Consider the following 26,816-nt stretch of genomic DNA (forward strand, 5'->3'; position numbering starts at 1 on the left):
GGCTCGCGGGCACGACGCAGTCTCGGGCTTCTCGGCGCGTACAGACGCGAAGTGCGAGACTGGAGGCGTGAGCACGAGCCTGCCGTTCGAAAGCGCGTACCGCCACGGATTCGCGCGCGTCGCGGCGTGCACGATCCCGGTAGCAGTAGCCGACCCCGCCACCAACGCCGAGGCGGTCCTTGCAGCAGCACGCGAGTGCGACGCGGATGCCGTTGCCGTCGCCGTGTTCCCGGAGCTCTGCCTGTCGGGCTACGCCATCGACGACCTCGTCATGCAGGACGCGCTTCTGGACGGTGTGGCCAGCGCCATCGAGCGCATCGTGGCGGCATCGGTCGAGCTCTTCCCTGTGCTGGTGGTCGGCGCCCCCCTGCGCCACCGCAACCGCCTCTACAACTGTGCGGTCGTCATCCATCGCGGCGAGGTGCTCGGCGTCGTGCCGAAGACGTACCTGCCCACGTACCGCGAGTTCTACGAGCGGCGCTGGTACGCACCGGGCGAGGCGTGGTCGGGCGAGGCGATCCGGATCGGCACTCTCGAGACCGTCTTCGGCACGAACCTGCTCTTCGAGGCCCGCGACATCGAGGGCCTCGTCCTTCATGTCGAGGTGTGCGAAGACATGTGGGTGCCCGTTCCGCCGTCATCCCGGGCAGCACTGGCGGGAGCGAGCGTGATCGCCAATCTCTCGGGAAGCCCGATCACGATCGCCAGGGCCGAGGATCGCCGCATTCTCGTGCAGTCGCAGTCGCTGCGGTGCCTCGGCGCCTACGTCTTCGCTGCTGCGGGCCTGGGCGAATCAACGAACGACGTGTCGTGGGACGGCCAGACGATGATCTACGAGGCCGGCGCGCTGCTGGCCGAAACCGAGCGCTTCCCCGACGGCCCGCGCCGCAGCGTCGCCGACATCGATCTCGACAGGCTCCGTCAAGATCGCATCCGACAGGGCACCTTCGACGACAACCGCAGTGCGCTCGGCGCCGACGACTTCGTCAGGGTCGAGTTCGTCCTCGACCCGCCTGCCACGGATGTCGGGCTGCGCCGTCACCTCGACCGGTTCCCGTTCGTCCCCGACGACCCGGCCCGCCTCGCGCAGGACTGCTACGAGGCGTTCAACATCCAGGTCGAGGGCCTCGTGCAGCGGATGCGGGCGATCGGCGACCCGAAGCCGGTGATCGGCGTCAGCGGTGGGCTGGACTCAACGCACGCGCTGCTCGTCGTCGCCCGGGCGATGGACCGGATGGGGCGGCCACGCTCCGACATCCTCGCCTACACGCTCCCCGGTTTCGCGACCAGCGACCACACGAAGTCCAACGCGGTCGCCCTGGCGACAGCGATCGGCGCCTCGATCGAGACGATCGACATCCGTGCCACGGCATCCGAGATCCTCCGCAGCATCGGACACGCGTTCAGCCAGGGCGAGCCGGTCTACGACGTCACGTTCGAAAACGTGCAGGCCGGGGTCCGCACTGACCTGCTCTTCCGTCTGGCGAACCAGAACGGTGGCATCGTCATCGGGACCTCCGACATGTCGGAGCTCGCCCTCGGCTGGGCCACCTACGGCGTCGGCGACCACATGAGCCACTACGCGGTGAACTCGGGAGTCCCCAAGACCCTCATTCAGCACCTCATCCGGTGGGTCATCGCGCATGGCGAGGATCAGGGAGCCGCTGCCCTCACGCCCGAAGCGACCACCGTGCTGCAGTCGGTACTCGACACCGAGATCAGTCCCGAACTGGTGCCCGCTGACCAGGACGGCAAGATCCAGTCAACCCAGGATCGCATCGGACCCTACGCGCTGCATGACTTCACCCTCTTCCACGTGCTGCGCTACGGCATCCGCCCCTCCAAGATCGCCTTCCTCGCCGAGCGGGCGTGGCGGGACGCTGACGCCGGCGCGTGGCCCCCCGGATTCCCGCTCGACGAGCGCTATGCCTACGACCGAGAGACCGTCGTGCGCTGGCTGCGGGTGTTCCTGCAGCGCTTTTTCGGGTTCGCGCAGTTCAAGCGCTCAGCAATCCCCAACGGCCCCAAGGTGTCGCCGGCCGGGTCCCTGTCGCCGCGCGGCGACTGGCGCGCCCCCTCTGACGGCAACGCCCGGGTGTGGCTTGCCGAACTGGATGCCGCGCTCGGCCCGGCATCCGACGCCTGATCCAGCCACTCTCCTCCGTTCAGTCGCGCCGTCGCGCGGCGTGGAGGCTGCATCACCCACACATCAGCGCGACCGAATGGTCGGGTCCCGAGTTCGGTCGCACCCAATCGCGAGTTCAGGCATCCACCACCCGCCTCACGGCGCGACCGAACGAATATCCCGGAAGCCGAAGCCGCCTTCCTCACACGGGGGTGCGGGCGTCCTCCGCGTCGGCGAAAGCGAGCGTCACGACGAAGCCATCGCGGGAGAGATCGAGGATCGTGTACTGCGCCCTGCGGTCGGGAACCCACCCCCGCTGCCGGGTCGCGTCGAGCTTGACGACATCGGGCACAACGCGCGCACCGCGGCCGTCGGCCTCGCGCACGGCCTGCACGCGCGTCCAGTGGTCGATGAGGTTCAGGATGTTGGACTCGTCGAACAGACGTGAGTGCCGCTGCATCTCGTGGATGGTGGCCTCGTCGGGATGCAGGTCGCGGATGTCGAGGCCGATCGTGTACGGCTGATCGGTGAGAGCGACCACGGTTGCTGCGCGGAAGCTTGCGTTGCGGATCTGCAGGGGCAGTTCCTTGCCCTCAACGCTCGCGAACAGCTGCGTGTGGAACCCGAACTGAGCCGGGGCTTCCCGCTCAACCCGAACGTCTTTCGGGTCGAGCTTGAGCTTGGCGGCGACGAGTTCCTTGGCCAGGACGCGCTTGCGATCGTGCTCGCTCATCGACGGGTCCCACCCGAGCCGCACATCGATCCCGTCGGGAGTTTCCAACACCACAGACTTCACTCGCGTCCTCCTGTCGTCGCCTCCCATCTTCGCCGCTGAGCGTGAACCCGTACACCTCGAAACGCCAGGCAAAATGAAGGCATGAGACTTCTCGTTGCGGCTCTCGACCGCGAACTGGTTGCGTTTCCCGACGAGCTGCCCGGATTCGACCGCCTCGTCACGGGCCCCGGAAAGCTCCAGGCAACGCACGCGCTTACGCGCGCCCTGGAACGCGGAGACTACGACGAGATCGTCGTCGTCGGCACCGCCGGCGCCATCCACGAGGATGTCGAGGCCACTGTGCACGAGGTCACTGCCGCGATCCAGCACGATGTGACCGACCTTGACAATGTCGTTGGGCAGCACGTGTCACTCCCGACCATGCTCTCGTTCGGCGGGACTGGCCATACGATCGCGACCGGCGACCACTTCGTGGATGACGCGGACGCCGCTGCAGGCATCCGCGATCTGGGAGCGACACTCGTCGATATGGAGGTCTACGCGTATGTGTGGGTCGCTCAGCAGTACGACGTGCCGATCCGGGTACTGAAGGCCGTGTCGGATCGGGCCCAAGATGGCGCCCGGTGGGACTGGGGCGAAGCGACGGATGCCTGCAGCGTGCTGCTCCTGGAGCGGGTGCGCCGAGACTACGGTCTCTGAGGCCGCTAGCTTGGGGCTCCTGGCTCAGGTCGGGCCCGCGCGACGCTCCTCAGCCTCGTCGGCTTCGGCATCCCGTACCGCCGCTCGGCGCCGAGACAGGTCGACGATCGAGACGACGAAGGCCAGCGCAATGAAGAGCGCGACTGAGGACATGCCGATGAGATAGGCGTCGTGGTAGACGGCCAGCGAGTCCCGGTTGCCGGTCTCGCGATAGATCGTGGCGTAGAACAGGGCAAGAGCCACGGCGGTGCCGACCGCAGTACCGATGCGCTGACCGAGCTGACCCACCGAGCCGGCAAGACCTCCCTCGGATACCGGCACGTCAGCGAGGGCAAGGGTCTGGTTCGGCGAGATCACGAGCCCACCCCCGAGGCCTCCGATGATCATCACGGCGCCCATCAGCCACGGGGTCAGCGCGGGGGTGGCGAAGACGGCGACGAGCACGAGACCGATCGCCGAGACCAGGACCATGATGAGTCCACCGACGACCAACGGGCGACCGATGCGGGTCACGAGATTGCCGCCGACCCAGGAGGCCGCCGCGCTCGGGAGCGCGAAGCCGATGGTGACCATCCCGGCGAAGACCGGCTCGAGCTCGAGCCCCGCCTGCAAGTACAGGGTGGTCAGCAGGAACAGGGCGGGAAGGGCTGCGAAATACGAGGTCGCGAGCAGAGTGCCGTTGCGGTAGGACGCGATGCGAAACAGCGAGAACGGGATCAGCGGCGCGTGCCCACGGGCGGCATATCTCCGCTCCCAGGCGACGAACAGGGTCGCGAACAGGACGAAGACGGTCAGCAACCACCACCGACGCGGGTCGTCGTCGGGTGAGCCCGTGGTGAACAGGAACGGCCACATCAGTGCGAGCACCGTGACCCCGAACAGGATCACACCGATCGGATCGAGAGCGATGCGGCGCCCCGTGTGGACTCGGGTGGTCGGCAGCACCCAGACCGCCGCCGCGATCGCGGCGATTCCCAGGGGAACGTTCATCCAGAAGATCCAGCGCCAGCCGTCATCCGGACCGCCGAGGGCGATCATGAGCCCACCGAGCGTCGGCCCGAACGCCGTTGCGAGCCCGATTGTCGCCCCGAACAGGCCGAACGCCCGCCCGCGCTCGGCTCCCTGGAAGATCTGCTGAATGAGCCCGAGGACCTGTGGCATCTGGATGCCGGCAGCAACACCCTGCAGCAACCGGAAGACCATGAGAACCACGATGTTCGGGGCCAGCGCGCACCCGAGACTTGCGAGAGTGAACAGGATCAGGCCTACGAGGAACAGCGCGCGCCGGGAACGCTGGTCACCGAGGCGCCCCATGGGAACCAGGAACAGACCGAAGGTCAGGACGTACCCCGAGACGATCAGCTGGAGTTCGGTGGAACCGGCGCCCAGGGCCTGTTCGATGGAGGGCAGCGCAACGTTGACCTTCGACAGGTCGAGGATTGTGATCGCGGCTACTGCCGCGGCTACCGCAAACGCTCGCCACCGTGCGGCGTTGGTGAGCGGGATGGTGATGGTTCGTGGCTGCGACGACGCTCCCGAATCCGAACCCACCCTGCCAGCGTATGCCCCCCAGCTCAGTGACGGATCGTCACGCAGCGCCCGCTATCAGAGCAGACTGGGCGCGGCCTCGGTGGTGACGCTCGACCCGTAGGGCGTCGCCTCAACGAGGATGCCGATCGGAAGCTGCTCTTTCATCGCCTCGACGTGACTGATGACGCCGATCGTGCGGCCGCCCGAGCGCAGGTCGTCGAGGGTGCGCAGCGCCAGCTCGAGAGTCTCGGCATCCAGCGACCCGAACCCTTCATCGATGAAGAGCGTGTCGAGTCGGATGCCGCCGGCACGGCTCGTGACGACCTCTGCGAGGCCCAGGGCGAGAGCGAGGGAGGCAAGGAAGGTCTCGCCGCCGGACAGGGACTGGGGAGGGCGGGTGCGGCCCGTATAGGCGTCGTGGACATGGAGCCCAAGTCCCGAAGCGGCGCCGCGACGCGCCAGCGCGTCGGTGTGTTCCAGACGGTAGCGCCCGTCGGACATGTCGGCCAGGCGCAGGTTCGCGGCTGCGACGATCTCTTCGAGCTCGGCGGCCAGGACGAAGGTCTCGAGCGTCATGCGCATGGTGTTCGGAGCACGCCCGGCGAGCGTATCGGCCAGACGGACCAGGATCTGGTGCTGCTCGCGCCGTTGTTCACCCTCACGACCCTGCGTCTCGATCGCCAGTCGCAGATCTCCGAAACGGGTAACACGCTCACGGACCGCCGCCAGTTCAGCGACGGCATGCTGCCATCTCTCGCGCGCGAGCGTTGCATCGCGGAGCGAGGCGTCAGTGTCAGCGAGGTCCTCGGGCGCGTCGGCGAGTTGCAGTTCGAGTTCGAGCAGCCGCTCCTTCGCAATGCGCTTCGCGGCGTCATGATCGCTCAGCCGCGACGACAGGTCTTCGAGCTGGATCGGTGTGAGCAGCGCGGCACATGCTGACGGGGGATCAGGGAACGATGACACCGAGACGTCCGCGGCGAGCTTGCGATCGGCGTCATGCTCCCGTTCGAGGGCGAGCTCATGGGCGCGGCGAGCCTCGGCAAGCCGCTGCGCCGTTCGTCGCCGAGCCTCGGCATCGGCGATCCGTGCGTGAACGCTGGGAAAAGCACCGCGCGCGGTAGCTACAGCTTCCTCGGCCTCGGTGATCCGACCGTCCAGGACCGTCCGTGCGGTGTCGAGTTCTGCCAGGCGAGCGGCAGCGGCGTCCAGTTCGGCCCGCAGGTCGTGCTCACGCGCCTCGAGTTCGCCGCGCAGACTGCGAGCGCGATCGAGTGCCTCGGTTGCGCGTTCGGCGAGCTCCAGCCGGGACTGGCTCTCGCGCTGACGCACGTGAAGGTCTTCGACCGAGCCGCGCGCCCGGGCACGTGCGGCATCGACGCGCGCGGTGACCGCGGTATGGCGTGCGGCGCTCTCGCGATCCGCCGCGAGGGCGCGGTCGCGATCTTCTTCGGCGGCCGCGAGGACAGCGTCCGTGACGGGATCGTGGTTGCTCGGAGCCGGCTCGGGGTGATCCAGCGAACCGCACACGGGGCAGGGGTCATCATCGGTGAGCCCGTCGGCAAGCTCTGCGGCGAATCCGGCGAGGCGCCGACGCATGAGCTGACCCCAGGCTGCCACAGCCTCTTCGACGGCGCGCGACGCCTCGAGCCGGTCGGCGCTTGCCGCGGCAAGCTCCACTGCGGCAGCTTCGGCCTCTCGCGCAGCGACCAGGCGCACCGCAAGATCCTCGCTGTCGGCACGGGCGGCCTCGAGTCCAGCCGCAGCGACGGACAGTTTCTCGATCTCATCGCCGAGCCGCCCCCGTTCATGCTCGGCCCGGGTGAGCGCGTCGCGGGTCACGGCAAGAACCGCCCGAACTGCCTCAGCTTGAGCGGTTGCACGGGTCAGGTCGGCGCGGTCGGTAGCGAGCTGCCGCTCAGCATTCTCCGCATCCTGCCATCGCGCGATGTCGCCCGTGAGGGCCTGTGCCACGGCGAACAACTCGTCGACAGGAAGGGCGGTGTCTACCCCCGCCGCAGCGTCAGCGAGCGCCGCCGCCTCGATCGCGCCTGTCGCCTCGACGTCGGCGTGGGCGCGGCCCGCCTCTTCGATCACGGCGCGCAGCGGCTCGGCAGCGCGGGCCCTCTCGAGCGTCGCTCGGTCCGGCGCGAGCGACGCGGATTCGGTCTCGATCGCCGCCATGCGCTCGCGTGCGGCGTTGCGCTGCTGTTGCTGCTCGCGCAGCTGGCGCACGCGGGTGTGCGCGGCTTCCGCGGCCGCCAGGGCCGCATCGGCCCGCTCGACGGCGTCAGCGCGGGTCTGCAGGTCGTATCCCGCGCGGGCAGCCACGCGTTCCAGGTCGATCGTCTCGTCCGAGACGTGCCAACCGGCCTCTCGTGCGAGCGCTTCGGCGTCGCTCTGCAGGCGTTGCAGGTGTCCGGCGTCACGCTCTTGTTCACGCTCGGACTCGCGTCGGAGTTCGTCGAGGCGCTTCTCGTAGTCCTCGTAGATCTGGGTACCGAACAGCGTCCGCAGCACCCGCTGCCGGTCGACGTTTCCTGCCAGCAGGAACTGCGAGAAACGGTTCTGGGCGAGCAGGATCACCTGCAGGAACTGCTGGTGGGACAGGCCGACGACCTCGTCGATCGCGTGGCCCACGTCCCGCGGCCCGGCGGCGTACCCCACCCAGTGCTCGCTGCCGTCCGCAGCCGGTTCCAGCCGCTCGAGCAGAGCGTCGGCCGCGACGATTGTCATGCCGGTGCCGCGACGCTTGGGGCGTTCGTAGTCCGGCGACCGCGAAATCCGCCAACGATCACTTCCGGTACTGAACTCCAGCGTGACCTGCGTCGGATCGTCGGGGCCGCAGTAATCGCTGCGCAGGCGCCGATCGACTCCGTCATAGCGGGGGACCGTGCCGTAGAGGGCGAAACAGACGGCATCGAGGATGCTGGACTTGCCCGCTCCGGTGCGACCGGCGATCACGAACACACCCGAGGGGGCGAGAGCGTCGAGGTCGACATCCTGCCGCTCACGGAAGGGACCGAACCCTTCGATCTGCACCCGGTGGATCCTCACGCGACGGCCTCCGCTACCGTACGACCCTCGATCACCTCGGAGATCAGCTCCGCCTCCGCCGGGCTGGCACCCTCACCCTCGCGGACGTGAGCAAGGAAGGCGCCGATGAGTTCGACGTCGGTCCGAGCCGTCCGCACGCGGCCGGCGTAGGTCTGATCGTCGCGCTCGTGCTGACGCTCAGGGGCGTGGACCACTGCCGCGCAGAAGGGGAAGCGCTCTTGCAGTCGGCGCAGCGGATCGCGCTGCGGTGTGGCATCCGTGTACTCGGCTCGCACCCACGCGGTCGTCGCGTACTCGTGTTCGGCCGCGGAACACAGCTCATCGAGGGTGCCGCGAATCGTGACGAGGCGACGCGGTACCGGCAGGTCGAGCCAGGTGACAGAGGCTTCGCCGGTTGCCGAGAGGTCAACGAGCCACGAGCCGCGCGGCTTGTCGGCCTCGCCGAAGCTGTAGTGCAGCGGCGCGCCCGCGTACCGCACGGTGGGCGCGAGCTGCTGACGACCGTGGATGTGCCCGAGAGCGACGTAGTCAATGCCCACGAACTCGGCGAGCGGGACGACGTCGAGTCCGCCCTGTTGGATGTCTCGTTCGAGCCCGGGAGTGGGGTCGACGCCCGCGGTGAAACAGTGGGATACGACGACCGAGCGGCCACCCCGCGAAGCATGGTCTGCGCGGATGAGACCCATGGCGTGCGCAATCGCGTCGTGCTGGGTGCGCAGCTTCTCGCCGGGCCAGGTCCGTCGCAGCAGCGCCGGCTCGAGGTAGGGGATGCCGTAGACGTGAACGGGCCCGTGCTCGTCGGTCAGCGTGATCGGCGCATCCACGGTCGCCGGATCGGTCCGGACGTGGATTCCCGCCCGCAGCAGGCCGGACTGGAACCCCAGCCGGGCCGCCGAATCATGGTTGCCGCTGGTCACGACCACGGCGGCACCGGCATCAGCGAGCCCCGAGAGCATGTCGGTGAGCAGCGTGTAGCACTCCGCTGGCGGCGTCGATGAGTCGAAGACATCTCCGGCGACGATCACGACCTCGACGGAGTTCTCCCGAACCTGCTCGATCAGCGCGTCGAGCACCTCCCGGAGCGCAGGCAGGGTCGAGTGTCCGTGGAAGGACCTCCCGATGTGCCAGTCGGAGGTGTGGAGGATGCGCATGCCCTCACGCTACGGCGGGCTCCCGACATCCGCCCCGAGGCTCACGGGGATACGGCGGCCTGGTGGGGGGCCGATGCCGCTCGGTGGGCTCCGGCATCTGCCCGCCTGGGTCCGGAGCTGCCACCGACTCGCGCATCCGCAGCGGCATCGGAACGCGCCGGATCCGCCCCCAGTCGGGAGCATCGTCTTCCAGGAGGACCTGAAGTGCCAGCGCGCCAAGTTCGTAATGGGGCAGCGCGAAGGTCGTCAGACGCGGCCGCAACCAGCTCGCGAGCTGATGGTCATCGAACGACACGATCGAGAAGTCGCCGGGGATCGACAGTCCCGCCTCTTGAATCGCCTGGTAAGCCCCGAAGGCCAGACGGTCGTTGAACGTGATGATGGCCTCGCCGCGCACGCCCGTGTCCAGCAGAGAACGTGTGGCAGCCCACCCGTCCTCAGGCAGCCACACCGAGCACAGCCGCGCGCTGGCGGGCTCCAGCCCGTCGTCGTCGAGGGCATCAAGGATGCCGCGCAACCGCTCGGATCCCGCGACCGTCTGCACCGGAACGTCGTCGGGTCCCGGGCCGGCGCCGACGAGGTGGATGCGGGAGTGCCCTGCCGCCCGGAGCACATCGACTGCCGCGCGCCCGGCGGAGTACTCATCGGGCACGATGGAGGGGACGGTTCCGACGGCGCTGTCTTCGGGAAGGGCGTTCAGCAGCACGACGCTGCGAGGATCGATTCCCGCGGGCACCGCACGCACGCGCGTGAACATCGACGCGATGATGAGGCCATCGACCTGGCGGTCGATCATGCCCTGCACAAGGCGCCGCTCCTCGTCAGGGGCGCCCTCGGTCTCACCGATGAAGAGCATGTACCCGTTTCGGTGGGCGTGCTCGAGAGCACCCTTGATGAGATCGCCGGCCAGTTGCGAAGTGGCCACCGTGTCGGAGACGAAGCCGATTGTTCGGCTCGATCCGCGGCGCAACGCTGACGAGAGGATGTTGGGGCGATAAGCGAGCTCGGCTGCGACGCGGCGAACACGTTGCTGCGCCGCTTCCGAGATCCGCAGTTCGTCTCCTCGATCCGAGAGCACGAGCGAGGCGGTCGTCCGCGAGACACCGGCGGCAGCTGCGACATCGGCGAGGGTCACGCGCTTGGACTTCACGGCGTTCCTCCTTCGTTCGCAGCATCCTAGAGCGCTGCGGCGCCGCGCGTCGCCTCGCCGGTGCGTCGACGAGGATGGCTTACGCAGTTGACAGATCGGGTGGACGTGACGGAGGATGGCCTTGCTAATGCGATTTAGCACACGCGCTAGCCCCGTGGTGACGCCGCCGCCGCACCCGCGGAGACATCAGAAACACAGCCCTGGCGCCATCGCTGTACACACCCCAATCGGAAGGAAGACACCGATGTCTCGAGTCCCCCACCGCCGAGTCCTGGCGATCCTCGCAGCCGGCGCAGCAGCCGGCCTGACACTCACCGCCTGCGCACCGCCCGGAAGCGACAGCGCACCGACCTCTGCCGCTTCCGTCGACCCGACCGCCGGCTGTGGCACCGATGACGTCGTTCTCGACATGTACATCGAGACCGGGTTCCCCCTCCCCAAGGAACTTGCCGCCGAGTTCACCAACCAACACCCGAACGTCACCTTCGACATCCGCGAGGACCAATTCGCCGTCATCACCCAGAACGCCCCGCGCGTGCTGCAGGACTCGCCGCCCGACCTGATGCGCCTGCCGCAGATGTCCGAGCTGGCATCGGGCGGGCTGCTGCTCGACCTCGACCCCTATGCCGAGGCCTACGGCTGGGTGGACTGGCCGGAATCGCAGCTCGAGCAGCTGCGCGTCGACGATGAGGGCCGCCGCGGCAACGGCCCGCTCTACGGCATGGGCCTGAACTTCTCGATGACCGGCGTGTTCTACAACAAGGAACTTGCCGCCCAGATCGGTATGGATGAGCCGCCGCAGACCCTCGAAGAGTTCGACGGCTACCTGCAGGCTGCCAAGGATGCCGGGCTCACCCCGATGGCGCAGTTCAACGGCGGTGCCACCGGTGGCCTGCTGTTCCCGCTGCAGGCGCTGATGGCCTCCTACGGGCCGACGGCTCCGATCAACGACTGGATCTTCCAGGTGCCGGATGCCACGATCGACACCCCTGAGAACCTCGAGGCCGCCCAGCACCTGCAGAAGTGGGTGGATGCCGGATACTTCGCGCCTGACATCAACTCGCTCGACTACTCGCAGATGATGAGCCGGTTCATCGGCGGCGAGAGCGTGTTCGTCTTCAGTGGTGACTGGGAGTCCGGAAACCTCGACGCCCAGATGCCCGGCAACGCCGGCTTCTTCCTGATGCCCCCGCTCGAGGGAAGCGGCCAGATGGGCGCCATGTCGGCCCCGCTGACCTACGGCATCGCTGCCGGTGCCGAGCACCCGGACTGCGCTGCGGAGTTCCTGAACTGGATCGCGACCGACGAGACCGCACGCACCATCACGGTCGAGGTCGGCGGTTCCCACCCGATGGGTCCGGCTGACGCGTTCATGCCCGAGGTCGACCCCGACTCGGTGACGGCCGCGACGCTGGCTGCCGGAAACGTCATCAACGAGGTCAACGGCGCGATGGACTTCATCGCCAACGCAACCGGATCGATCTACGCGCAGAGCTGGACCCCCAATGTTCAGCGCCTGGCGGCTGGCGAAGAGGATGCTGCGACGCTGCTCAGCAACGTGCAGGCCGACTACGAGCAGGAAGTGAGCGAGTAACGCTCATGACCTCCCGTACCACGGGGGCTGCGCCGGTTTCCGGCGTGGCCCCCACCACGAAACGGCACCGAACCCCGGCGCAGCCCGCGCGTCGGCTCCGGAACGCGGCGGGGATTTACCTCCTCGTTCTCCCCGCCGCGTTCTTCTACGTCGTCTTCGTGATCCTGCCCATCGGACGCACCGCTCAGTACTCGCTCTACGACTGGGATGGCATCGGCCCGGCGACATGGGCTGGCTTCGACAACTACGTCGAGGTCTTCACCAATCCGAAGCTCGTCGGTTCGATCCTCAACTCGTTCGAGCTGATCCTCTACTTCAGCATCATCCCGGTCCTGCTCGCCCTGTTTGCGGCGAACATCATCCGCGGCATCGCCACCACACGGCTCGCGGGCGTCTCTCGCACCGTGCTGTTCCTGCCGCAGGTGATTCCGCTTGTGGCCGCGGGCATCATGTGGACGTGGCTCCTGGCCACCAACGGTCTTGTCAATCAGCTCCTGCGCGCCATCGGACTCGGGGAGATCACCCGCGCCTGGCTCGGTGACTTTGCGACGGCGCTGCCCGCCGTCGGTGTCATCGGAGCATGGGTGCAGTTCGGCTTCTGTCTGCTCCTGCTGTTGGCCGGCATGACCAAGATCGATCCGAATCTCTACGAGGCAGCCCGCATCGACGGCGCAGGCCCCGTACGAGAGTTCGTCTCGATCACCCTGCCGAGTCTTCGGCAGGAACTCGCGGTTGCGATCACCATCACGGTGATCGCCGCGCTCGCGAGCTTCGACATCATCTACATCTCGACGCAGGGCGGTCCCGGCAACGCGACGCTCGTGCCCGGCCTGCAGATCTACTATCTGGCCTTCTTCGAACGCGACATCGGCACAGCTTCGGCCCTCGGCATCGCCCTCATGGCCCTGGTACTGATCGTCGTGCTGCCGCTGCAGCGCATTCTGAGAGGACGCGACGGATGATCGTCTCGACGACCGAGAAGTGGCTCGGACGCGCCCTTCTGATCTTCATGATGCTCGTGACCATCGTCCCGTTCATCAGCCTGTTCATCACCGCCCTACACGAGCCTGGGACCTATCCGAGCGGACTGAGCCTGCCCGAAGAACCGCACTGGGAGAACTTCCTTCTGGCCTTCAACGCAGCGAACATGCCGGCGCTGCTGTGGTCGAGCATCCTGATCGAGCTGGGAGTCGTTCCCGTCGCGATCATCATCGCCACCCTCGCGGGATTCGCGCTGGGTCACCTGCGACCTGTCGGCGGACGAATCGTGTTCATCGTGTTCCTGCTGGGTCTGACGCTCCCCTTTGAAGGCATCATCGTCCCGCTGTACTACCAGATCCGCGACATGGGGCTGCTCAACACCCGATGGGCCATCATCCTGCCCCTCATCGGCCTGTTCATGCCGTTCGCCGTGACCTGGATGCGTGCGCACTTCGTGAACATGCCGCAGGATCTCTCGGAGGCAGCGCGCATGGACGGCGCGAACACCTGGCAGCTGTTCTGGCGTATCCATGTCCCCCTCTCGATGCCAGCGATCTCGTCGCTCGCGATCCTGCTGTTCCTGTGGACCTGGAACCAGTTCCTGCTGGCGATCGTGCTGGTCGATGACCCGCTCAAGCGGACGATGGCCGGAGCACTCGGGGCCTTCCAGGGCCAGTGGGGAACCGACATCCCGCTGCTGTGTGCCGGGTCGCTGCTGATCCTCACCCCGACACTGATCGTGTTCCTGATCTTCCAGCGCCAGTTCGTCGCTGCGCTGCTGCAGGGCTCGGTGAAGGGATGACCGTGCGAACTCCCCCACCCATCGATCCGGAGCTCCAACGGGTGCTGGCGTCGACGCCGGATGTCGTTACCACTTTGAGCGCTGAGGAGATCCCCGACCTGCGCCTGCGCAGTGTGCAGCCAACGCTCGACGAACTGACCCTGTCAGGAGAGTTCGAGCTGTCGCACCACCGAGCGCCCCGCGGCGACGGTTCGGAGATCGACCTGGTGCTGCTGCGTCCGGCGCTGCGCGAGGGCGCGGTTCCCGTGCTCTTCCATGTGCACGGGGGCGGGCTTGTCGTCGGCAACGCCTACGACGAACTCCCCGCGTTGACGCGCTTTGCCAAACGCGTCGGTGTGGCGATCATGGCGGTGGAGTACCGTCTCGCGCCCGAACATCCCTACCCGGCCGCCATCGACGATGTGTACGCGGGCCTGACATGGACCGCCGACCACGCTGCGCAGCTCGGATTGGACCGTGAGCGCATCGTGCTGCACGGAGTCAGCGCCGGCGGCGGGCTTGCTGCCGCGGCCGCGCTGCGCGCTCGCGACCGGCGGGAACCTTCGGTGTTCGCGCAGATGCTCCTGTGCCCGATGCTCGACGCTCGCAACGACTCCGTCTCGGCGCAGCAGATGACCGGGATCGGGGCGTGGGACCGAACCGCCAACGAGACCGCGTGGACTGCCTACCTCGGCCCCAACCGGGACGCTCCCCCGGCGGATGCCTCCCCCGCTGCGGCAGCCGACCTGTCAAACCTTGCGCCGGCGTTCATCGATGTCGGTTCGGCCGAGACCTTTCGCGACGAAGACATCGCCTACGCACAACAGATCTGGCTTGCCGGTGGTGAAGCGGAACTCCACGTCTGGCAGGGCGGCGTGCATGGCTTCCATGCCCTCGCTCCGGATGCTGCCATCGCCCACGACGCGCAAGAAGCTCGCGCCCAGTGGCTGACGAGAATGCTCAGGCGCGAGCCTTGAGGATGCCGGCATGCTCGGGATGCCGCTCGAACCATTCGGCGACGTACCAGCACACCGGGATGACCTCGCGGTCGCCGCGCTCCTCCAGCTCCGCTACGGCGCGCGCAACGATCTCGGCCGCGTAGCCCTTGCCCCGGAAGGGTGGTGGCGTGAACGCCCGGGTGAGGGCGACGGAGCGGCCGTCGTCGTTGTAGTCGAGCGCGCTGACCAGATCGTCACCCACGTGCAGGGTGTACCGGGAGGCATCCTTCTGGTCGGCGAACCGCGTCTCGCTCATGCCTCCAGCGTACGCTCGCGCAGAAGGCGCGGCGTCGGTGTTGCACCGGATGACGCAGCCGCTCGCTAGGCGGGGATCCGGTGCGTTGCGACCAACTCCTGGTACCACCTGCCGCTGTCTTTCACGGTGCGATCGAGGGTGTCGAAGTCGACACGCACGATGCCGAACCGCTTGGCGTACCCGTAGCCCCACTCGAAGTTGTCGAGCAGCGACCAGACGAAGTACCCGCGCAGATCCACGCCACGGGCCATCGCGCGGTGGGCCGCGGTGAAGTGGCGCCGCAGGTAGTCCAGCCGCTCCGGATCCGGGACCGAACCGTCCTCGGCCACGACGTCGTCGAAGGCCGCGCCGTTCTCAGTGACCATGAGCGCCTGCTGTGGGAACTGCTCGCGCAGCGACACAAGGAGCTCCTCGAGCCCCTCGGGGGCGATGTTCCAGCCCATGGCCGTGTACGGGCCGGGCTGCTCCACGAACTCGACGAGCTTGTCGCTGCCGGGCCACGCGGTACCACCCTCGGCGCCCTTGTGACCGTCGTTCTGCTGCTTCGGCGAGACGCCGTCCCACATGCGCACTGTCGCGGTCGAGTAGTAGTTGACGCCGAGCACGTCGATCGGCTGATGGATGTCGGCAAGGTCCCCGTCCTGCACGAACGACCAGTCGGTCACTGACGCCGTGTCTTCCAGCAGGTCGGCCGGGTACTCCCCGCGCAGCATGGGCCCCGTGAAGGCGCGGTTCGCGAGGGCATCGATGCGGCGCATGGCTTCGGCGGCCCCGTCGCCCTGACCGCGCAGCACGTGGAAGTTCAGCGTGACCGAGTACTGCGGGTTGCCGGTCGAGGTCGCCCGCAGCGCCTGCACGGCTCGCCCATGCGCGAGGTTGAGGTGATGCACTGCCGCGAGCGCAGCTGCCGGCTCATGGCGACCCGGGGCGTGGCCGCCCTGGCCGTAACCGAGGTAGGCCGAGCACCACGGCTCGTTCAGCGTCGTCCAGGTGTGGACTCGATCACCGAATGCCGCGCCCACGATCCGCGCGTAGTCCTCGAACGCATCGACTGTTGCGCGGTTCGCCCAGCCCCCGGCATCCTCGAGCGGCTGCGGCAGATCCCAGTGATAGAGCGTCGCCACCGGCTTGATGCCTCGGGCGAGCAGACCGTCGATCAGTCGCGAATAGAAGTCGAGGCCTGCCTGGTTCACCGTGCCCCGGCCCGCCGGCACGATGCGGGGCCACGCGATCGAGAACCGGTACGCATCCAGCCCCAGCTCAGCCATCAGGTCGAGGTCACTCTCCCACCGGTGGTAGTGGTCACACGCCACATCCCCGGTGTCACCGTTCCACACCTTGCCCGGCGTCTTGCTGAACGTGTCCCAGATGGATGGGCCACGTCCGTCCTCGTCGAACGCACCCTCCACCTGGTAGGACGCGGTGGCGGAGCCGAAGGTGAAGCCCTCGGGAAAGACCAGGCCGGAATCGCGGTAGTCAGGAGATCCGGTCATTGCTCGCTCACTCTCGATCATTCGCCTTCGGTCACCGCGGCGCGGTCGACCTCGAACGTCTCGACCCGCCCGTCGGGGGTGGTCACCGTGACGCTAGCAACGCCCTCTCCCCCCGGGAAGACACGAAGCGCGAGTCCGTCGAGATAGTCGTAGTCGGGCCTGTCATCGCGCGCACCCCAGGACAGGACTGCGCCGGGGCGCACGTACAGTGGCACACTGTCGAACCCGTGGACCTCGGTGCGCCATCCGCCACCCTCGACGCGCTCACCCGTCAACAGGTGGGTCCAGGCGCCGGGCGGGAGATAGAAGGTCACCTCGCCGGAAGCCGTGAACACCGGAGCAACCAGGATGTCTGGGCCCAGCATGTACTGGCGGTCGAGGTACTCGACGGCGGGATCACCGGGGAAGGCCAGCGCCATGGGCCGCATGACCGGCGTTCCGGTGGATGCCGCATCCTGTCCCGCCTGGAAGAGATACGGCATGAGGCGCATCTTCAGCCGCGTGAACAAGCGTGTCACGTCGACGGCTTCCTCGTCGAAGGCCCACGGCACCCGGTAGGACTCCGAGCCGTGGAAGCGGGAGTGGGAGCTGAGGAGACCGAACGCCGTCCAGCGCTTGAAGACCGCCGGGTCGGGGGTGCCCTCGAACCCGCCGATGTCGTGACTCCAGAAGGCGAAGCCGCTCATCGCGAGCGAGAGACCACCGCGAAGCGTCTCTGCCATCGACGTGAACGTCGAGGTCGAATCGCCTCCCCAGTGCACCGGCATGGTCTGACCCCCGGTGGTCGCCGACCGCGCGAACAGCACGGCGTCCCCCGCGCCGCGAGCCTCCACCAAGACCTCGTATACGGCCTCGTTGTAGAGCTGCGTGTAGAGGTTGTGCATCCGCTCAGGGTCGGAGCCGTCGAAATAGTCCACGCCCAGGGGGATGCGCTCGCCGAAGTCGGTCTTGAAGGCATCCACCCCCTGATCGACCAGGCGCCGGAGTTTGCCCTGGAACCACGCTTTCGCGTCGGGGTTCGTGAAGTCCACGAGCGCCATGCCCGCCTGCCACAGGTCCCACTGCCACACCGAGCCGTCGGGCCGGGTGACGAGGTATCCCTGCTCGGCAGCCTCGGCGAACAGCGGCGAGCGCTGCGCGATGTAGGGGTTGATCCAGACGCAGACGCGAAGGTCCTTGGCATGGAGTCGCTCGAGCATGCCGTCGGGGTCGGGGAACACCCGCGGATCCCACTCGAAGTCGCACCAGTTGAACTCGCGCATCCAGAAGCAGTCGAAGTGGAACACCGACACGGGCAGCTCGCGGCGCGCCATTTCGTCGATGAATCCCGTCACCGTCTTCTCGTCGTAGTCGGTGGTGAACGACGTAGAGAGCCACAGCCCGTACGACCAGGCCGGCACCCGCGCAGGGCGGCCTGTCAGTGCCGTGTACCGCTCGATCACCTCAGCGGGCGTGGGACCTGCGATGACGAAGTACTCCAGCACCTCGCCGGGCACCGAGAACTGCACGCGCTCGACGGCCTCCGAACCCACCTCGAACGACACATGGCCGGGGTCGTTGACGAGCACCCCGTACCCGCGGTTGGAGAGATAGAACGGCACGTTCTTGTAGGCCTGCTCGCTCGAGGTTCCCCCGTCGGCGTTCCAGATCTCGACGCTCTGGCCGTTCTTGACGAGCGGACCGAACCGCTCGCCGAGGCCATAGATGAGCTCACCGACACCGAGGTCCAGCTGCTCGTGGACGTAGGCATCGGATGCCGGTGCGGCAAGCCCGGTGCGCGCGTTGCCCGCGACGCCGTGGCTGACATCGGCATCCGGGCTCAGTCGGATATAGCCGGCCGACTTGTGCCCGCTGGCGGTGACGGTCTTCCCGTCGAGCTCGAAGACGAGCGACCAGGGCGCGCCGTGGGTGACGCGGGCGGTGAGAGAACCGGAAGAGAGGATGCCGTCGGCATCCGTCACCCTCGCCTGACCCGCTCCAGCTACGGCGCCGGGCAGAGCGAATCCGCCGTGCCAGAGCCCACCCTCGTGGTGCGTGATCCGCACGCGGATGACACCCGCAAGCGGCGAGCTGAGCGTGACAGTCAGGGCCGGCCGGTTCAACACGTCCCCGCGCTTGGTGATCCGCGCGGTCGGAGCGGTGATCTGCAGCGCCGCACCATCGGCGGGATGCGCGGTCTCCCAGATGTCATACGCTTCCTGCGCGTACAGGGCAGTGACGCCGGGGCGTATCTGCCAGAACCCGTCGGTGAATCTCATTACTTGACTGCTCCTGCCGTGATGCCGCGAGTGAGGGTGCGCTGGAAGATGAGGAAGAAGAGGAGTGTCGGAACGATGCCCAGCAGCGCCGACGCACTCGTGGTGGTGACATCCATGAGCCGGTCGCCCTGCAGCACGCTGATCGCTACCGGCACCGTCTGCGTCGCGTTGGACACCAGGAACGTCAGCGGGATCAGGAACTCGTTCCAGGTCCAGATGAAGAAGAAGATGAGCAGCACCGAGAGGGTCGGCCTGCTGATCGGGAACACGACCCGCCAGAGGATCTGCCAGCGGGTGGCGCCGTCCATGGCCGCAGCCTCGAGCACTTCCTTCGGGAAGGTGCCGTAGACGGATGCCAGCAGGTACGTCCCGAACGCAGCCTGGATGACGGTGAAGATGATGATCACCGACCAGACGGTGTTGTAGAGCCCGACACCCTTGGCCATGTAGTACAGCGGGTAGAGCAGCGCCTCCTGCGGGAGCAGGTTCGCGAGGAGGAACAGCAGCACGATCCAGCTGCGCCCGCGAATGCGTCCGATGCCGATAGCGAAGGCGTTCAGCACCGAGATCAGGACGGCGAGCACCGCGACGGTGCCCGAGATGAAAAACGAGTTCCAGAGCTTCTCGGGGAAGTTCACGCGCTCCCAGAACGCCACGAGACCGTCGATGTAGAACTGGGTGGGAATCGACAGCGGGCCCGAGTTGGAGTACTCGGCTGGCGATTTGAACGAGTTGACGATGATCAGGTAGAACGGCGCGACCACCAGGATGGCACCGACCACGACGAACGCGACCATCAACCAGTCGATCCCCCGCGGCTTGTTCATCCCGCCGCGGCGGCGACCCGGGGTCTTCTCTTGCCGGGTCGTCCCGGTGGATGTCGCTGTCACGGTCGCCATCACAGCCCCGCCCTTTCCTTGCGCTCCGACGCGTTCTGCGCGCGGATGAAGATGACGGCGATGACGCCGATGACGAGTGTGAGTGCGGTGGCGATCGTCGCACCGTAGCCGACCTGCTGCGCCTGGAAGAACTCGGTGTAGGCGTAGTACGCGGGGACGATCGTGGAGGTTCCGGGGCCGCCGCGGGTCAGGACGTAGACCGGGCCGAAGACCTTCAGCGCCGCGATGGTCGTGGTGAGGGTCACGACATAGATCTCGGGACGGATGATGCTCACCGTGATGGCACGAAAGCGCTGGAACCAGTTGGCTCCGTCCAGTTCGGCAGCCTCGTACAGCTCGGGGTCGACACGCTGGAGCGCGGCCATGAAGATCACAACGGGATAGCCGATCTGCACCCAGATGAGCACGACCATGATGCTCGGAAGCGCGGTGTCGGGGCTGCCCAGCCAGTTGTGGGCGAGGAAGCCGAGCCCGATGTTCTCGAGGATCGTGTTGAGCGCGCCGTCCTGAGGCCGCAGGATCCAGCCGATGACGATACCGGCCACCGCGACGGGAAGGATCTGCGGGAGGTAGTAGGTAGCGCGCAGGAAGCTCGCGAATCGACCGCCGAATTTGCGGCCGACGAGGTCGAAGAGCACCGCCGCCAGCACCAGGCCGATGGCGGTGGGGACGATGACCATGGCGACGATCATCCAGATGCTGTTGCCGAACGAGGTCCAGAACTTCTGGTCCTGCATCAGCGCTACCCAGTTGTCCAGCCCGATCCAGATCGGCGGCTTGATTCCTCGCCACTCGGTGAACGTCAGGTAGAGATTCCATACCAGAGGGATGATCACCACGACCGTGAGCAAGACGAGTCCAGGCAGCAGGTAGAGCCAGTAGCCGCCGGTGCCGCGACCGCCGCGCTGCGGGATCAGGGGCTCCTCGGGTGGGAGTCGCTTGGCCCGGGCGGGCCGGACGAAGGGTACTGCGGTCATAGTTCCGATTCCTCGGGTGGATGCGGGGGCCGGGGATCCGGCCGGGGATTGGAGGTGGTGGGGCGGCGCTGCAGCCGCCCCACCACTGCGGGACTTACTCCCAGTACTGCGAGGCGTACGAGTCGTACTCGTCGCCCAGCGAGGTCTGCACCTGCTCGGGCGTTGCCGTACCGTTGGCCAGCTCCTGCAGGTTCGCGACGATCGCGTCGTAGAAGGTCGGCGTCGGCCAGTCGGGGTAGAAGGCGAGGCCGTCCTGTTCGTTGATCGCGTTGAACGCCGAGATCAGCTGCAGGCTTGCCTCATCGGTGATGTCTGCCTCGTTCGCGGCGACGGGCAGCCCACCGTTGTTGCCGATGATCGCCTGGATCTCGGGGCGCATCGTGATGTCGATGAACTTGTAGGCGAGCTCCTTGTTCTTCGCGTTCTCGGGCACGACCCAGAGGTTGCCCGACGACCCGAGGCTCAGGTCAGAGCCCGGGAAGGGGAACAGACCGAGCTGGAAGTCGCTGATCTCGCTGAGGAAGCGGCCGTACCACCAGCTGCCCGACACGAAGATCGGGTACTGCCCGGCGATGAACGCCGTTCCGGCATCCTCGGCCTTCATCCCCGCGACATCCGACGAGATGTAACCGGCGTCGATGTAGTCCTTCAGGGTCTGAGTCGCGTAGGAGATCTGCTCGCCCTGCCAGTCGACCGGGTTCGCGTAGAGCTGGTAGTCATCGACCCACTGGCGATCGGCCTGGCTCAGCGCGAGCTGGTACCAGAACTGACCGAGGGGGTACTCGGCGCCGGCCTCGGCAAGCGGCGTGACACCCTGGGCGACAAACGCGTCGAGCACATCGACGAACTCGTCGTAGGTGGTGGGAACCTCAAGCCCGGCATCCGCGAACATGTCCTCGTTGTAGAAGACCGTCACGAACTCGCCGTAGTTGGGGATGCCGTACCAGGTGTCGCCGCCCATGACGCCCTCGGGGCTGTACTTGGCCGTCGTCTGCAGCGCCGGTGCAAGAAGGTCACCCCAGCCGTACTCGGCAACGGCGTCGTTGAGGTCGGTCAGCAGACCCTGGCTGGCCAGGAGGCCTGCGGTCGCGTTGCCCTTGTTGTACTCCATGACATCGGGAGCCTCGTCGGAGTTGAGCACCTGGCTGGCGGTGGAGCGGATCTGCTCGAAGCCCTTCGCCTCGAACTCAACGGTGACGTCGGGGTTTTCCTCTTTGAAGGTCTCGATCGCGGCGTCCCAGGCCTTGCCCATCGCGCTGTCTTCGCCTTCGTAGTGCCAGAGGACGAGGGTGTCGCCACTTTCGGCATCCGAAGAACCGGAGCCGGAGCATCCGGCCAGGGCGAGGGCGGCAACGGTCATCGCGCTTGCGGCGACCAGTGCTCGCTGTGTGGTGCGGGTGAAGCGTGCCATCGGTGGCACTCCTTTCTTGGTGACCGTCGTCGGTCGGTGGATTCGGAGGGGCTGTGTAGTTGTGGAGGGAAAGTCATCGAAGCGCTTCGACAATGGACATGCGAGATCGCTTCTCGGTGGGGAGTCACATCGCTGCGGGCGCTTCCGGCTCGTCGCTTGTCGATCCAACCCACGGCCCGATCGAGTCGCGGGAAAGGTAGGTGGGAGCAATGAGGTGGAGCCCGGGTTGCCGATGCCCCTCGTCGAGGCTCTCGAGCGCGAGTTCGACAGCGCGGTTGCAGGATTCGGCAGGAATGAGCGGCAGGGAGTCGATCGGGCGCGCGAGCGTGTCGATATCGAAGCTGTTGCCCACCGAGATGAGCGACAGGTCATACGGGATACTCACACCGCGCTGGTCGAGTTCGCTCAGCACGATCGCGTGCGCATCCTCATTCGCGTGCAGAACAAGTGCCGTGACACCGGCGGCGAGCATCTCGGACACCGCCACGCGGCATCCGTTGCGGTCGGTCTGTGCCGGGCCGCTCGTGCGGAAGAACGTCTGCACACCCAGCTCAGCGGCGCGGTGTTCGTAGGCTGCCCGGACCCGCGGCGGGAAGTTCGACTTCTCGTACGCGGACTCTGTCATGCCGAGCATCCCGATGCGCTGGTGACCGAGCGTCGCGAGCTTTTCGACAGCCAGGCGAGCGGCAGCCTCGAAGTCCAGGTCGACGCACACCAGACCCTCATGATCGTCGGGTACGCCGATGAACACCGTCGGCGTTGCGAGGCTCCGCGCGAGCGCGACGCGCTCGTCATCCGGCGCGACATCGAGCACGAGGATCGCGTCGGCCAGACCACTGGAGGCCACCCGCTTCATGCCCGACACCGCCTGCTCTTCGGTCAGCAGGAGGATGTCGTAGTCATGCCGGCGTGCGGCGACTGCCGTGGCCAGCACGAACGCCATGTGGGTCGGGACGTGCGTGTCGGTGCGCAGCGGCTCGGTCAGCGCGAAGATGTTCGTGCGGCGCCCTGCGAGCATCCGGGCACTCGCGTTCGGGCTGTAGCCGAGTTTGGCGACGGCATCCTCGATCCGCTTCCGCGTCGCGGGCGACACAGGTCGCTTGCCGCTGAGCGCGTACGAGACGGTGCTGATCGACACGCCGGCGGCCTCTGCCACCTCGTTGATCTTCGCCATTGACGACTCCGCTGTCTGGATCTCACGTGCCTGCCTGATACTCGAAGCGCTTCGCTAAACGCTTCGACGGCGATAGTACGCACAGGTGGATGCCGACCGCAACCTTTTTGTCTTTGCAAACAACAAACCGTGACCTGGTCGTGACCCATGCCGCTCGTCTGACGAAGTGTCACGACCGACCTACTCCCCGTGAGCAGATTGCTCGCGAAATACCGGGGAAACCGGGCGCGGTGCCCGCGATTTGACGCACTTCGACACTGTCGGTCATAATCGGCCGCATGACTGACAACGCGCATGTCCTGTCCGCCTGGGAGGCGAACGGTACTGCCGGCATGATGATGGCCGGCCGCTCAGTCATGTGTTGTCGAATGTGTCGCTGACGACACCTCAGCGGGGCTCGTTCTGCGATCCAGATCGCACCGCCCCCTAGCCCTCTCGCAGAGCGCCTCCATCAGAACGGCGCTCGACACCGACCGCCGGGTCACCGCAACACCTCTGCCCGAACCAGCCGGGCCCTCCGCAAGGACCATCATCCCCATGTCGAACACCGCCCTTCTCACCCGCCCCGCTCCCGCCCGTCACCTGCACGCCGTGCCGCCGATCGCTGACGAGCCCGCCGCGCGCACTCCCCGCGGCTTCGCTCTCTACGTCGGTCTCGATGAGGCCAAAGCCGCCGCTGCCGGCGTTTCACTCCCGGTTCTCGTCGATGCGCTGCGCCGCACCCTGGCCGAGCTCGCACCGGATGCCGAAACCTACGCCACTGTCGCGCTTGCGCCCCGAGGCGCCGGCGGACGCGATGTCGATGTGGTGCGCCGCGCACTGCGTGAGCCGTCGGCAATCGCCGCGGTTACTGCTGCCACCGAACCCGAAGACACCGACCGCTCCGCACGCGGCGTCGTCTTCGATATCTCGCGCAAGCGCGTCGTTATCGACGGCGAGACGGCGCCGTTCACCTTCACGGAGTTCGAACTGCTCCAGTACCTGGTGCTCCGCGAAGGCCGAACGATCGAGCGGGCGGAACTGGTCTCGTCGCTCTGGCAGAGCGCCGAGGACGGCGAGGTGCCCGGAGAGCGCACGATCGATGTGCATGTCCGACGCCTGCGTTCCAAGCTCGGCCGCTACGAAGACATCGTGCGCACGGTGCGCGGTGTCGGTTACCGCTTCGATCGTCACGCCGACGTCGTCATCCGCTACGGCCACGGTGCGCCCTCGCCCGACCGGTTCTAGAGCGCACAGGGTCTCTCCCTCGGCATCCGATCGGCGTGCGACCTCCCGGTTCGGTCGCGCCTTGACGCGGGCTTCAGCGCCACTCACCCGCACGACAGCGCGACCGAACCATCAGGCGCCGTCGGCGTGTCAGCCGACCCACGTATCGTGATCCCATGACCTCGCTGGCGCCGAGCCCCACCGCTTCCGCGGCGGCCCTCGAGACCGTCTACCGGCCGCGGCACCCGCTCGATCTGGGCGCGACCGTGGTGTTCCAGCGCCGCGGCACGAACGACCCTACGCTCACCGTCGATGGACCCGTCATCTGGCGCGCGAGCCGTACGCCGCTCGGGGTGGCGACCCTCGCGCTGCGCGGCACCGCGGACGGTTCGGTGCGGATTGCGGCGTGGGGCCCGGGCGCTGAGTGGGCCCTCGAGCAGGCGCCCGCCCTGTGCGGTGCCAGCGATGATGCAACCGGGTTCGACGCGACGCGGCATCCGCTCATCGCGCACCTCGCACACCGCAACCCCGGGCTCCGGCTCGGGCGCACCGAGCTCGTCTTCGATGCTCTCGTGAGCTCCGTCGTCGAGCAGAAGATCACGGGATTGCAGGCGTTCGCGGCATGGCGGCGGCTCGTGACCTGGTATGGCACGTCGGCGCCGGGTCCTACGCCGCGGCCGATGTCCGCGCCACCCACGATCGAGGGGTGGCGGCGCATCCCATCGTGGGACTGGCACCGGGCCGGACTCGAACCACCTCAGGCGCGAACAATCGCCCGAGTCGCCGAGCGCGGCGAATCGCTCGTGCGTGCCATCGTCACCGCCAGCGACTCCGAGCAGATCGACCGGGTCCTGATCTCGCAGCCCGGCATCGGGCCCTGGACCTCAGCCGAGACACGCATCAAGGCGCTCGGTGACCCAGATGCGGTGAGCGTCGGTGACTACCACCTCGCCCACGAGGTCGGCTACGCGCTCACCGGCTCGCGCACCGACGACGACGGGATGCTCGAACTGCTGTCCCCCTGGGCAGGTCACCGGCAGCGCGTCATCCGACTGCTCGCGGCGGCCGGCGCACCCCGCGAGCCGCGGCGCGCCCCGCGGCTGCACCCCGAGGATCACCGGTCACGCTGACTCCGGTCCGTCTACTCGTCTTCGGGGGCAAGATCACCCTGCCCCTCTTCACCGAGGTCGGCGCTCAGCGGATCCTCGCCCTGCGTTTCGGGCAGGATGTCGGGATCGATATCGACCGTGGCATCCTCGACCGATCCGTCCTCCGACGAGCGCTGCGGGTCGACCGTGGGCTCAGCTCCTTCGACGGGGGCGATCTGTTCGACGGTGTCGGCCTCTTCCAGGGGATCACGTGCGCTGTCGGTCATGTCGATTTCCTTTCGCCAGGAGCCGCGCAACCCGCGCGGCACGGAGGACGTCAGGATCGCGCCAGACGGCCCTCCTCAGCGAGGGACTTGACAGCCCGGCCGGCGGTTGAAGCGAGTCGCCGTCACATCTCTTCGTGCGTGTTCGGGTCGCCGCCCCAGAGCCGCCCGCGCTCAAGCGCCGAGATCGCGGCAACCTGATCGTCGGTGAGCGTGAATCCGAAGACATCGGCGTTCTCGCGTTGGCGACCGGCGTGAGCGGACTTGGGAATGGGCGTGGCGCCGACCTGCACGTGCCAGCGCAACACGACCTGCGTGGGGCTGACGCCGAGTTCAGTCGCGAGGTCGCCGATCACCGGTTCGCTCAGCAGTTCGCTGCGGCGCGCGAGCGGACTCCAGCTCTCGGTGCGGATGCCGTGAGTCGCGTGGTACGCGCGCAGCGATGCCTGCGGGAAGTAGGGGTGGAGCTCGACCTGATTCACGACGGGCATCACTCCCGTCTCGCCGTGCAGCCGATCGAGCATCGCCTCCGTGAAGTTCGACACTCCGATCGAGCGCACGAGTCCCTCAGCCCGCAGGTCGATCATCGCGCGCCACGTGTCGACGTACTTGTCGACGCTGGGGTTCGGCCAGTGGATGAGATACAGGTCGATGCGGTCGAGCCCGAGGCGGTCGAGAGACTCGTGGGCGCTGCGGCGGGCCTCGTCGTACCCGTGGTCGCGCCCCGGGATCTTCGTCGTGACGATCAGTTCGTCGCGGTCCAGGCCGCTGCGCCGAACTGCCTCACCGACCTCGCCCTCGTTCTCGTAGTTCACTGCCGAATCCAGGAGGCGGTATCCCGCCTGGACGGCCGAGACGATGGCATCGGTGCCCTCGTCGCCGCGGAGGCCATAGGTGCCGAAGCCCACCTGCGGGAAGCTCACGCCGTCGGCCAGGGTCACGGTGGGGATAGAGATCATGGGTCCATCCTG

The 26,816-nt window shown here is 67.3% G+C and carries 22 protein-coding genes; 8 read left to right on the forward strand and 14 right to left on the reverse strand.

Annotation, left to right across the window (positions count from 1 at the left end; genetic code table 11):
• Nucleotides 1–67: 67 nt before the first annotated feature.
• Nucleotides 68–2,146 (forward strand): NAD(+) synthase, encoded by a 2,079-nt coding sequence (locus tag BGO47_RS08835; RefSeq protein WP_292710829.1) that lies wholly within the window; start codon nt 68–70, stop codon nt 2,144–2,146.
• A 181-nt stretch (nt 2,147–2,327) separates the two neighbouring features.
• Here the strand turns inward: BGO47_RS08835 and BGO47_RS08840 are convergent, their stop codons facing one another.
• A complete protein-coding gene (locus BGO47_RS08840) occupies nt 2,328–2,909 on the reverse strand; it encodes a hypothetical protein (RefSeq protein WP_292710959.1) in 582 nt (193 codons plus the stop codon).
• 93 nt (nt 2,910–3,002) lie between these two features.
• Between BGO47_RS08840 and BGO47_RS08845 the strand changes: the two genes are divergently transcribed.
• Entirely contained in the window at nt 3,003–3,560 is a 558-nt protein-coding gene (locus tag BGO47_RS08845) for a nucleoside phosphorylase (protein WP_292710832.1), read from the forward strand.
• A 24-nt stretch (nt 3,561–3,584) separates the two neighbouring features.
• On the opposite strand, the gene BGO47_RS08850 is transcribed toward BGO47_RS08845, so the two are convergent.
• From BGO47_RS08850 to BGO47_RS08865, 4 genes are all read right to left on the reverse strand, one after another.
• Nucleotides 3,585–5,072, reverse strand: coding sequence for an MFS transporter (locus BGO47_RS08850; RefSeq protein WP_292710961.1), 1,488 nt, complete (start codon nt 5,070–5,072; stop codon nt 3,585–3,587).
• A gap of 93 nt (nt 5,073–5,165) precedes the next feature.
• Nucleotides 5,166–8,129: an SMC family ATPase gene (locus tag BGO47_RS08855; RefSeq protein ID WP_292710835.1), complete on the reverse strand. Its 2,964-nt coding sequence runs from the start codon at nt 8,127–8,129 to the stop codon at nt 5,166–5,168.
• An 11-nt stretch (nt 8,130–8,140) separates the two neighbouring features.
• Nucleotides 8,141–9,295, reverse strand: a complete 1,155-nt coding sequence (locus tag BGO47_RS08860) for an exonuclease SbcCD subunit D (protein ID WP_292710839.1) — start codon at nt 9,293–9,295, stop codon at nt 8,141–8,143.
• Nucleotides 9,296–9,299: 4 nt separating this feature from the next.
• Complete coding sequence (locus BGO47_RS08865; protein WP_292710842.1) at nt 9,300–10,445, reverse strand: LacI family DNA-binding transcriptional regulator; 1,146 nt, start codon at nt 10,443–10,445, stop codon at nt 9,300–9,302.
• Nucleotides 10,446–10,689: 244 nt separating this feature from the next.
• Here BGO47_RS08865 and BGO47_RS08870 point away from each other — a divergent pair, with 244 nt between their 5' ends.
• The 4 genes from BGO47_RS08870 to BGO47_RS08885 are packed head-to-tail and all read left to right on the forward strand — an operon-like array spanning nt 10,690 to nt 14,778.
• The gene (locus BGO47_RS08870) at nt 10,690–12,039 is read left to right on the forward strand and encodes an extracellular solute-binding protein (RefSeq protein WP_292710847.1); all 1,350 of its coding nucleotides are present in this window, start codon (nt 10,690–10,692) and stop codon (nt 12,037–12,039) included.
• A 5-nt stretch (nt 12,040–12,044) separates the two neighbouring features.
• Nucleotides 12,045–13,001 carry a sugar ABC transporter permease gene (locus BGO47_RS08875; protein WP_292710851.1) on the forward strand — a complete coding sequence of 319 codons (957 nt, stop codon included), beginning with the start codon at nt 12,045–12,047 and terminating at the stop codon, nt 12,999–13,001.
• Entirely contained in the window at nt 12,998–13,822 is an 825-nt protein-coding gene (locus BGO47_RS08880; RefSeq protein WP_292710856.1) for a carbohydrate ABC transporter permease, read from the forward strand. Before BGO47_RS08875 ends, BGO47_RS08880 begins: the two co-directional genes overlap by 4 nt.
• Nucleotides 13,819–14,778: an alpha/beta hydrolase fold domain-containing protein gene (locus tag BGO47_RS08885; RefSeq protein ID WP_292710859.1), complete on the forward strand. Its 960-nt coding sequence runs from the start codon at nt 13,819–13,821 to the stop codon at nt 14,776–14,778. Before BGO47_RS08880 ends, BGO47_RS08885 begins: the two co-directional genes overlap by 4 nt.
• Here BGO47_RS08885 and BGO47_RS08890 read toward each other — a convergent pair.
• The 7 genes from BGO47_RS08890 to BGO47_RS08920 all read right to left on the reverse strand — a co-directional run bounded on the left by BGO47_RS08890 (nt 14,762) and on the right by BGO47_RS08920 (nt 23,267).
• Entirely contained in the window at nt 14,762–15,055 is a 294-nt protein-coding gene (locus BGO47_RS08890; protein WP_292710862.1) for a GNAT family N-acetyltransferase, read from the reverse strand. The two genes, BGO47_RS08885 and BGO47_RS08890, sit on opposite strands and share 17 nt — an antisense overlap.
• A gap of 65 nt (nt 15,056–15,120) precedes the next feature.
• Nucleotides 15,121–16,548 (reverse strand): GH1 family beta-glucosidase, encoded by a 1,428-nt coding sequence (locus BGO47_RS08895; protein ID WP_292710865.1) that lies wholly within the window; start codon nt 16,546–16,548, stop codon nt 15,121–15,123.
• 17 nt (nt 16,549–16,565) lie between these two features.
• The gene (yicI, locus tag BGO47_RS08900) at nt 16,566–18,806 is read right to left on the reverse strand and encodes an alpha-xylosidase (protein WP_292710868.1); all 2,241 of its coding nucleotides are present in this window, start codon (nt 18,804–18,806) and stop codon (nt 16,566–16,568) included.
• Nucleotides 18,806–19,705 carry a carbohydrate ABC transporter permease gene (locus BGO47_RS08905; protein ID WP_292710871.1) on the reverse strand — a complete coding sequence of 300 codons (900 nt, stop codon included), beginning with the start codon at nt 19,703–19,705 and terminating at the stop codon, nt 18,806–18,808. Before BGO47_RS08905 ends, yicI begins: the two co-directional genes overlap by 1 nt.
• Nucleotides 19,705–20,682 carry a sugar ABC transporter permease gene (locus BGO47_RS08910; protein ID WP_292710873.1) on the reverse strand — a complete coding sequence of 326 codons (978 nt, stop codon included), beginning with the start codon at nt 20,680–20,682 and terminating at the stop codon, nt 19,705–19,707. The genes BGO47_RS08905 and BGO47_RS08910 overlap by 1 nt, the downstream gene beginning before the upstream one ends.
• Before the next feature lie 94 nt (nt 20,683–20,776).
• Complete coding sequence (locus BGO47_RS08915) at nt 20,777–22,093, reverse strand: extracellular solute-binding protein (RefSeq protein WP_292710875.1); 1,317 nt, start codon at nt 22,091–22,093, stop codon at nt 20,777–20,779.
• 124 nt (nt 22,094–22,217) lie between these two features.
• The gene (locus BGO47_RS08920) at nt 22,218–23,267 is read right to left on the reverse strand and encodes a LacI family DNA-binding transcriptional regulator (protein ID WP_292710876.1); all 1,050 of its coding nucleotides are present in this window, start codon (nt 23,265–23,267) and stop codon (nt 22,218–22,220) included.
• A 537-nt stretch (nt 23,268–23,804) separates the two neighbouring features.
• On the opposite strand from BGO47_RS08920, the gene BGO47_RS08925 reads away from it, so the two are divergent.
• Nucleotides 23,805–24,494, forward strand: a complete 690-nt coding sequence (locus BGO47_RS08925; RefSeq protein WP_292710878.1) for a winged helix-turn-helix domain-containing protein — start codon at nt 23,805–23,807, stop codon at nt 24,492–24,494.
• A gap of 155 nt (nt 24,495–24,649) precedes the next feature.
• Nucleotides 24,650–25,603 carry a DNA-3-methyladenine glycosylase 2 family protein gene (locus tag BGO47_RS08930; protein ID WP_292710881.1) on the forward strand — a complete coding sequence of 318 codons (954 nt, stop codon included), beginning with the start codon at nt 24,650–24,652 and terminating at the stop codon, nt 25,601–25,603.
• Between the two features lie 11 nt (nt 25,604–25,614).
• Here the strand turns inward: BGO47_RS08930 and BGO47_RS08935 are convergent, their stop codons facing one another.
• Together BGO47_RS08935 and BGO47_RS08940 are read right to left on the reverse strand one after the other, a co-directional pair.
• Nucleotides 25,615–25,848 carry a hypothetical protein gene (locus tag BGO47_RS08935; RefSeq protein ID WP_292710883.1) on the reverse strand — a complete coding sequence of 78 codons (234 nt, stop codon included), beginning with the start codon at nt 25,846–25,848 and terminating at the stop codon, nt 25,615–25,617.
• Nucleotides 25,849–25,970: 122 nt separating this feature from the next.
• Nucleotides 25,971–26,804 carry an aldo/keto reductase gene (locus tag BGO47_RS08940; RefSeq protein WP_292710886.1) on the reverse strand — a complete coding sequence of 278 codons (834 nt, stop codon included), beginning with the start codon at nt 26,802–26,804 and terminating at the stop codon, nt 25,971–25,973.
• Between the last annotated feature and the right edge of the window lie 12 nt (nt 26,805–26,816).

It is taken from the genome of Microbacterium sp. 67-17, assembly GCF_001898325.1.
GTDB classification, from domain to species: domain Bacteria; phylum Actinomycetota; class Actinomycetes; order Actinomycetales; family Microbacteriaceae; genus Microbacterium; species Microbacterium schleiferi.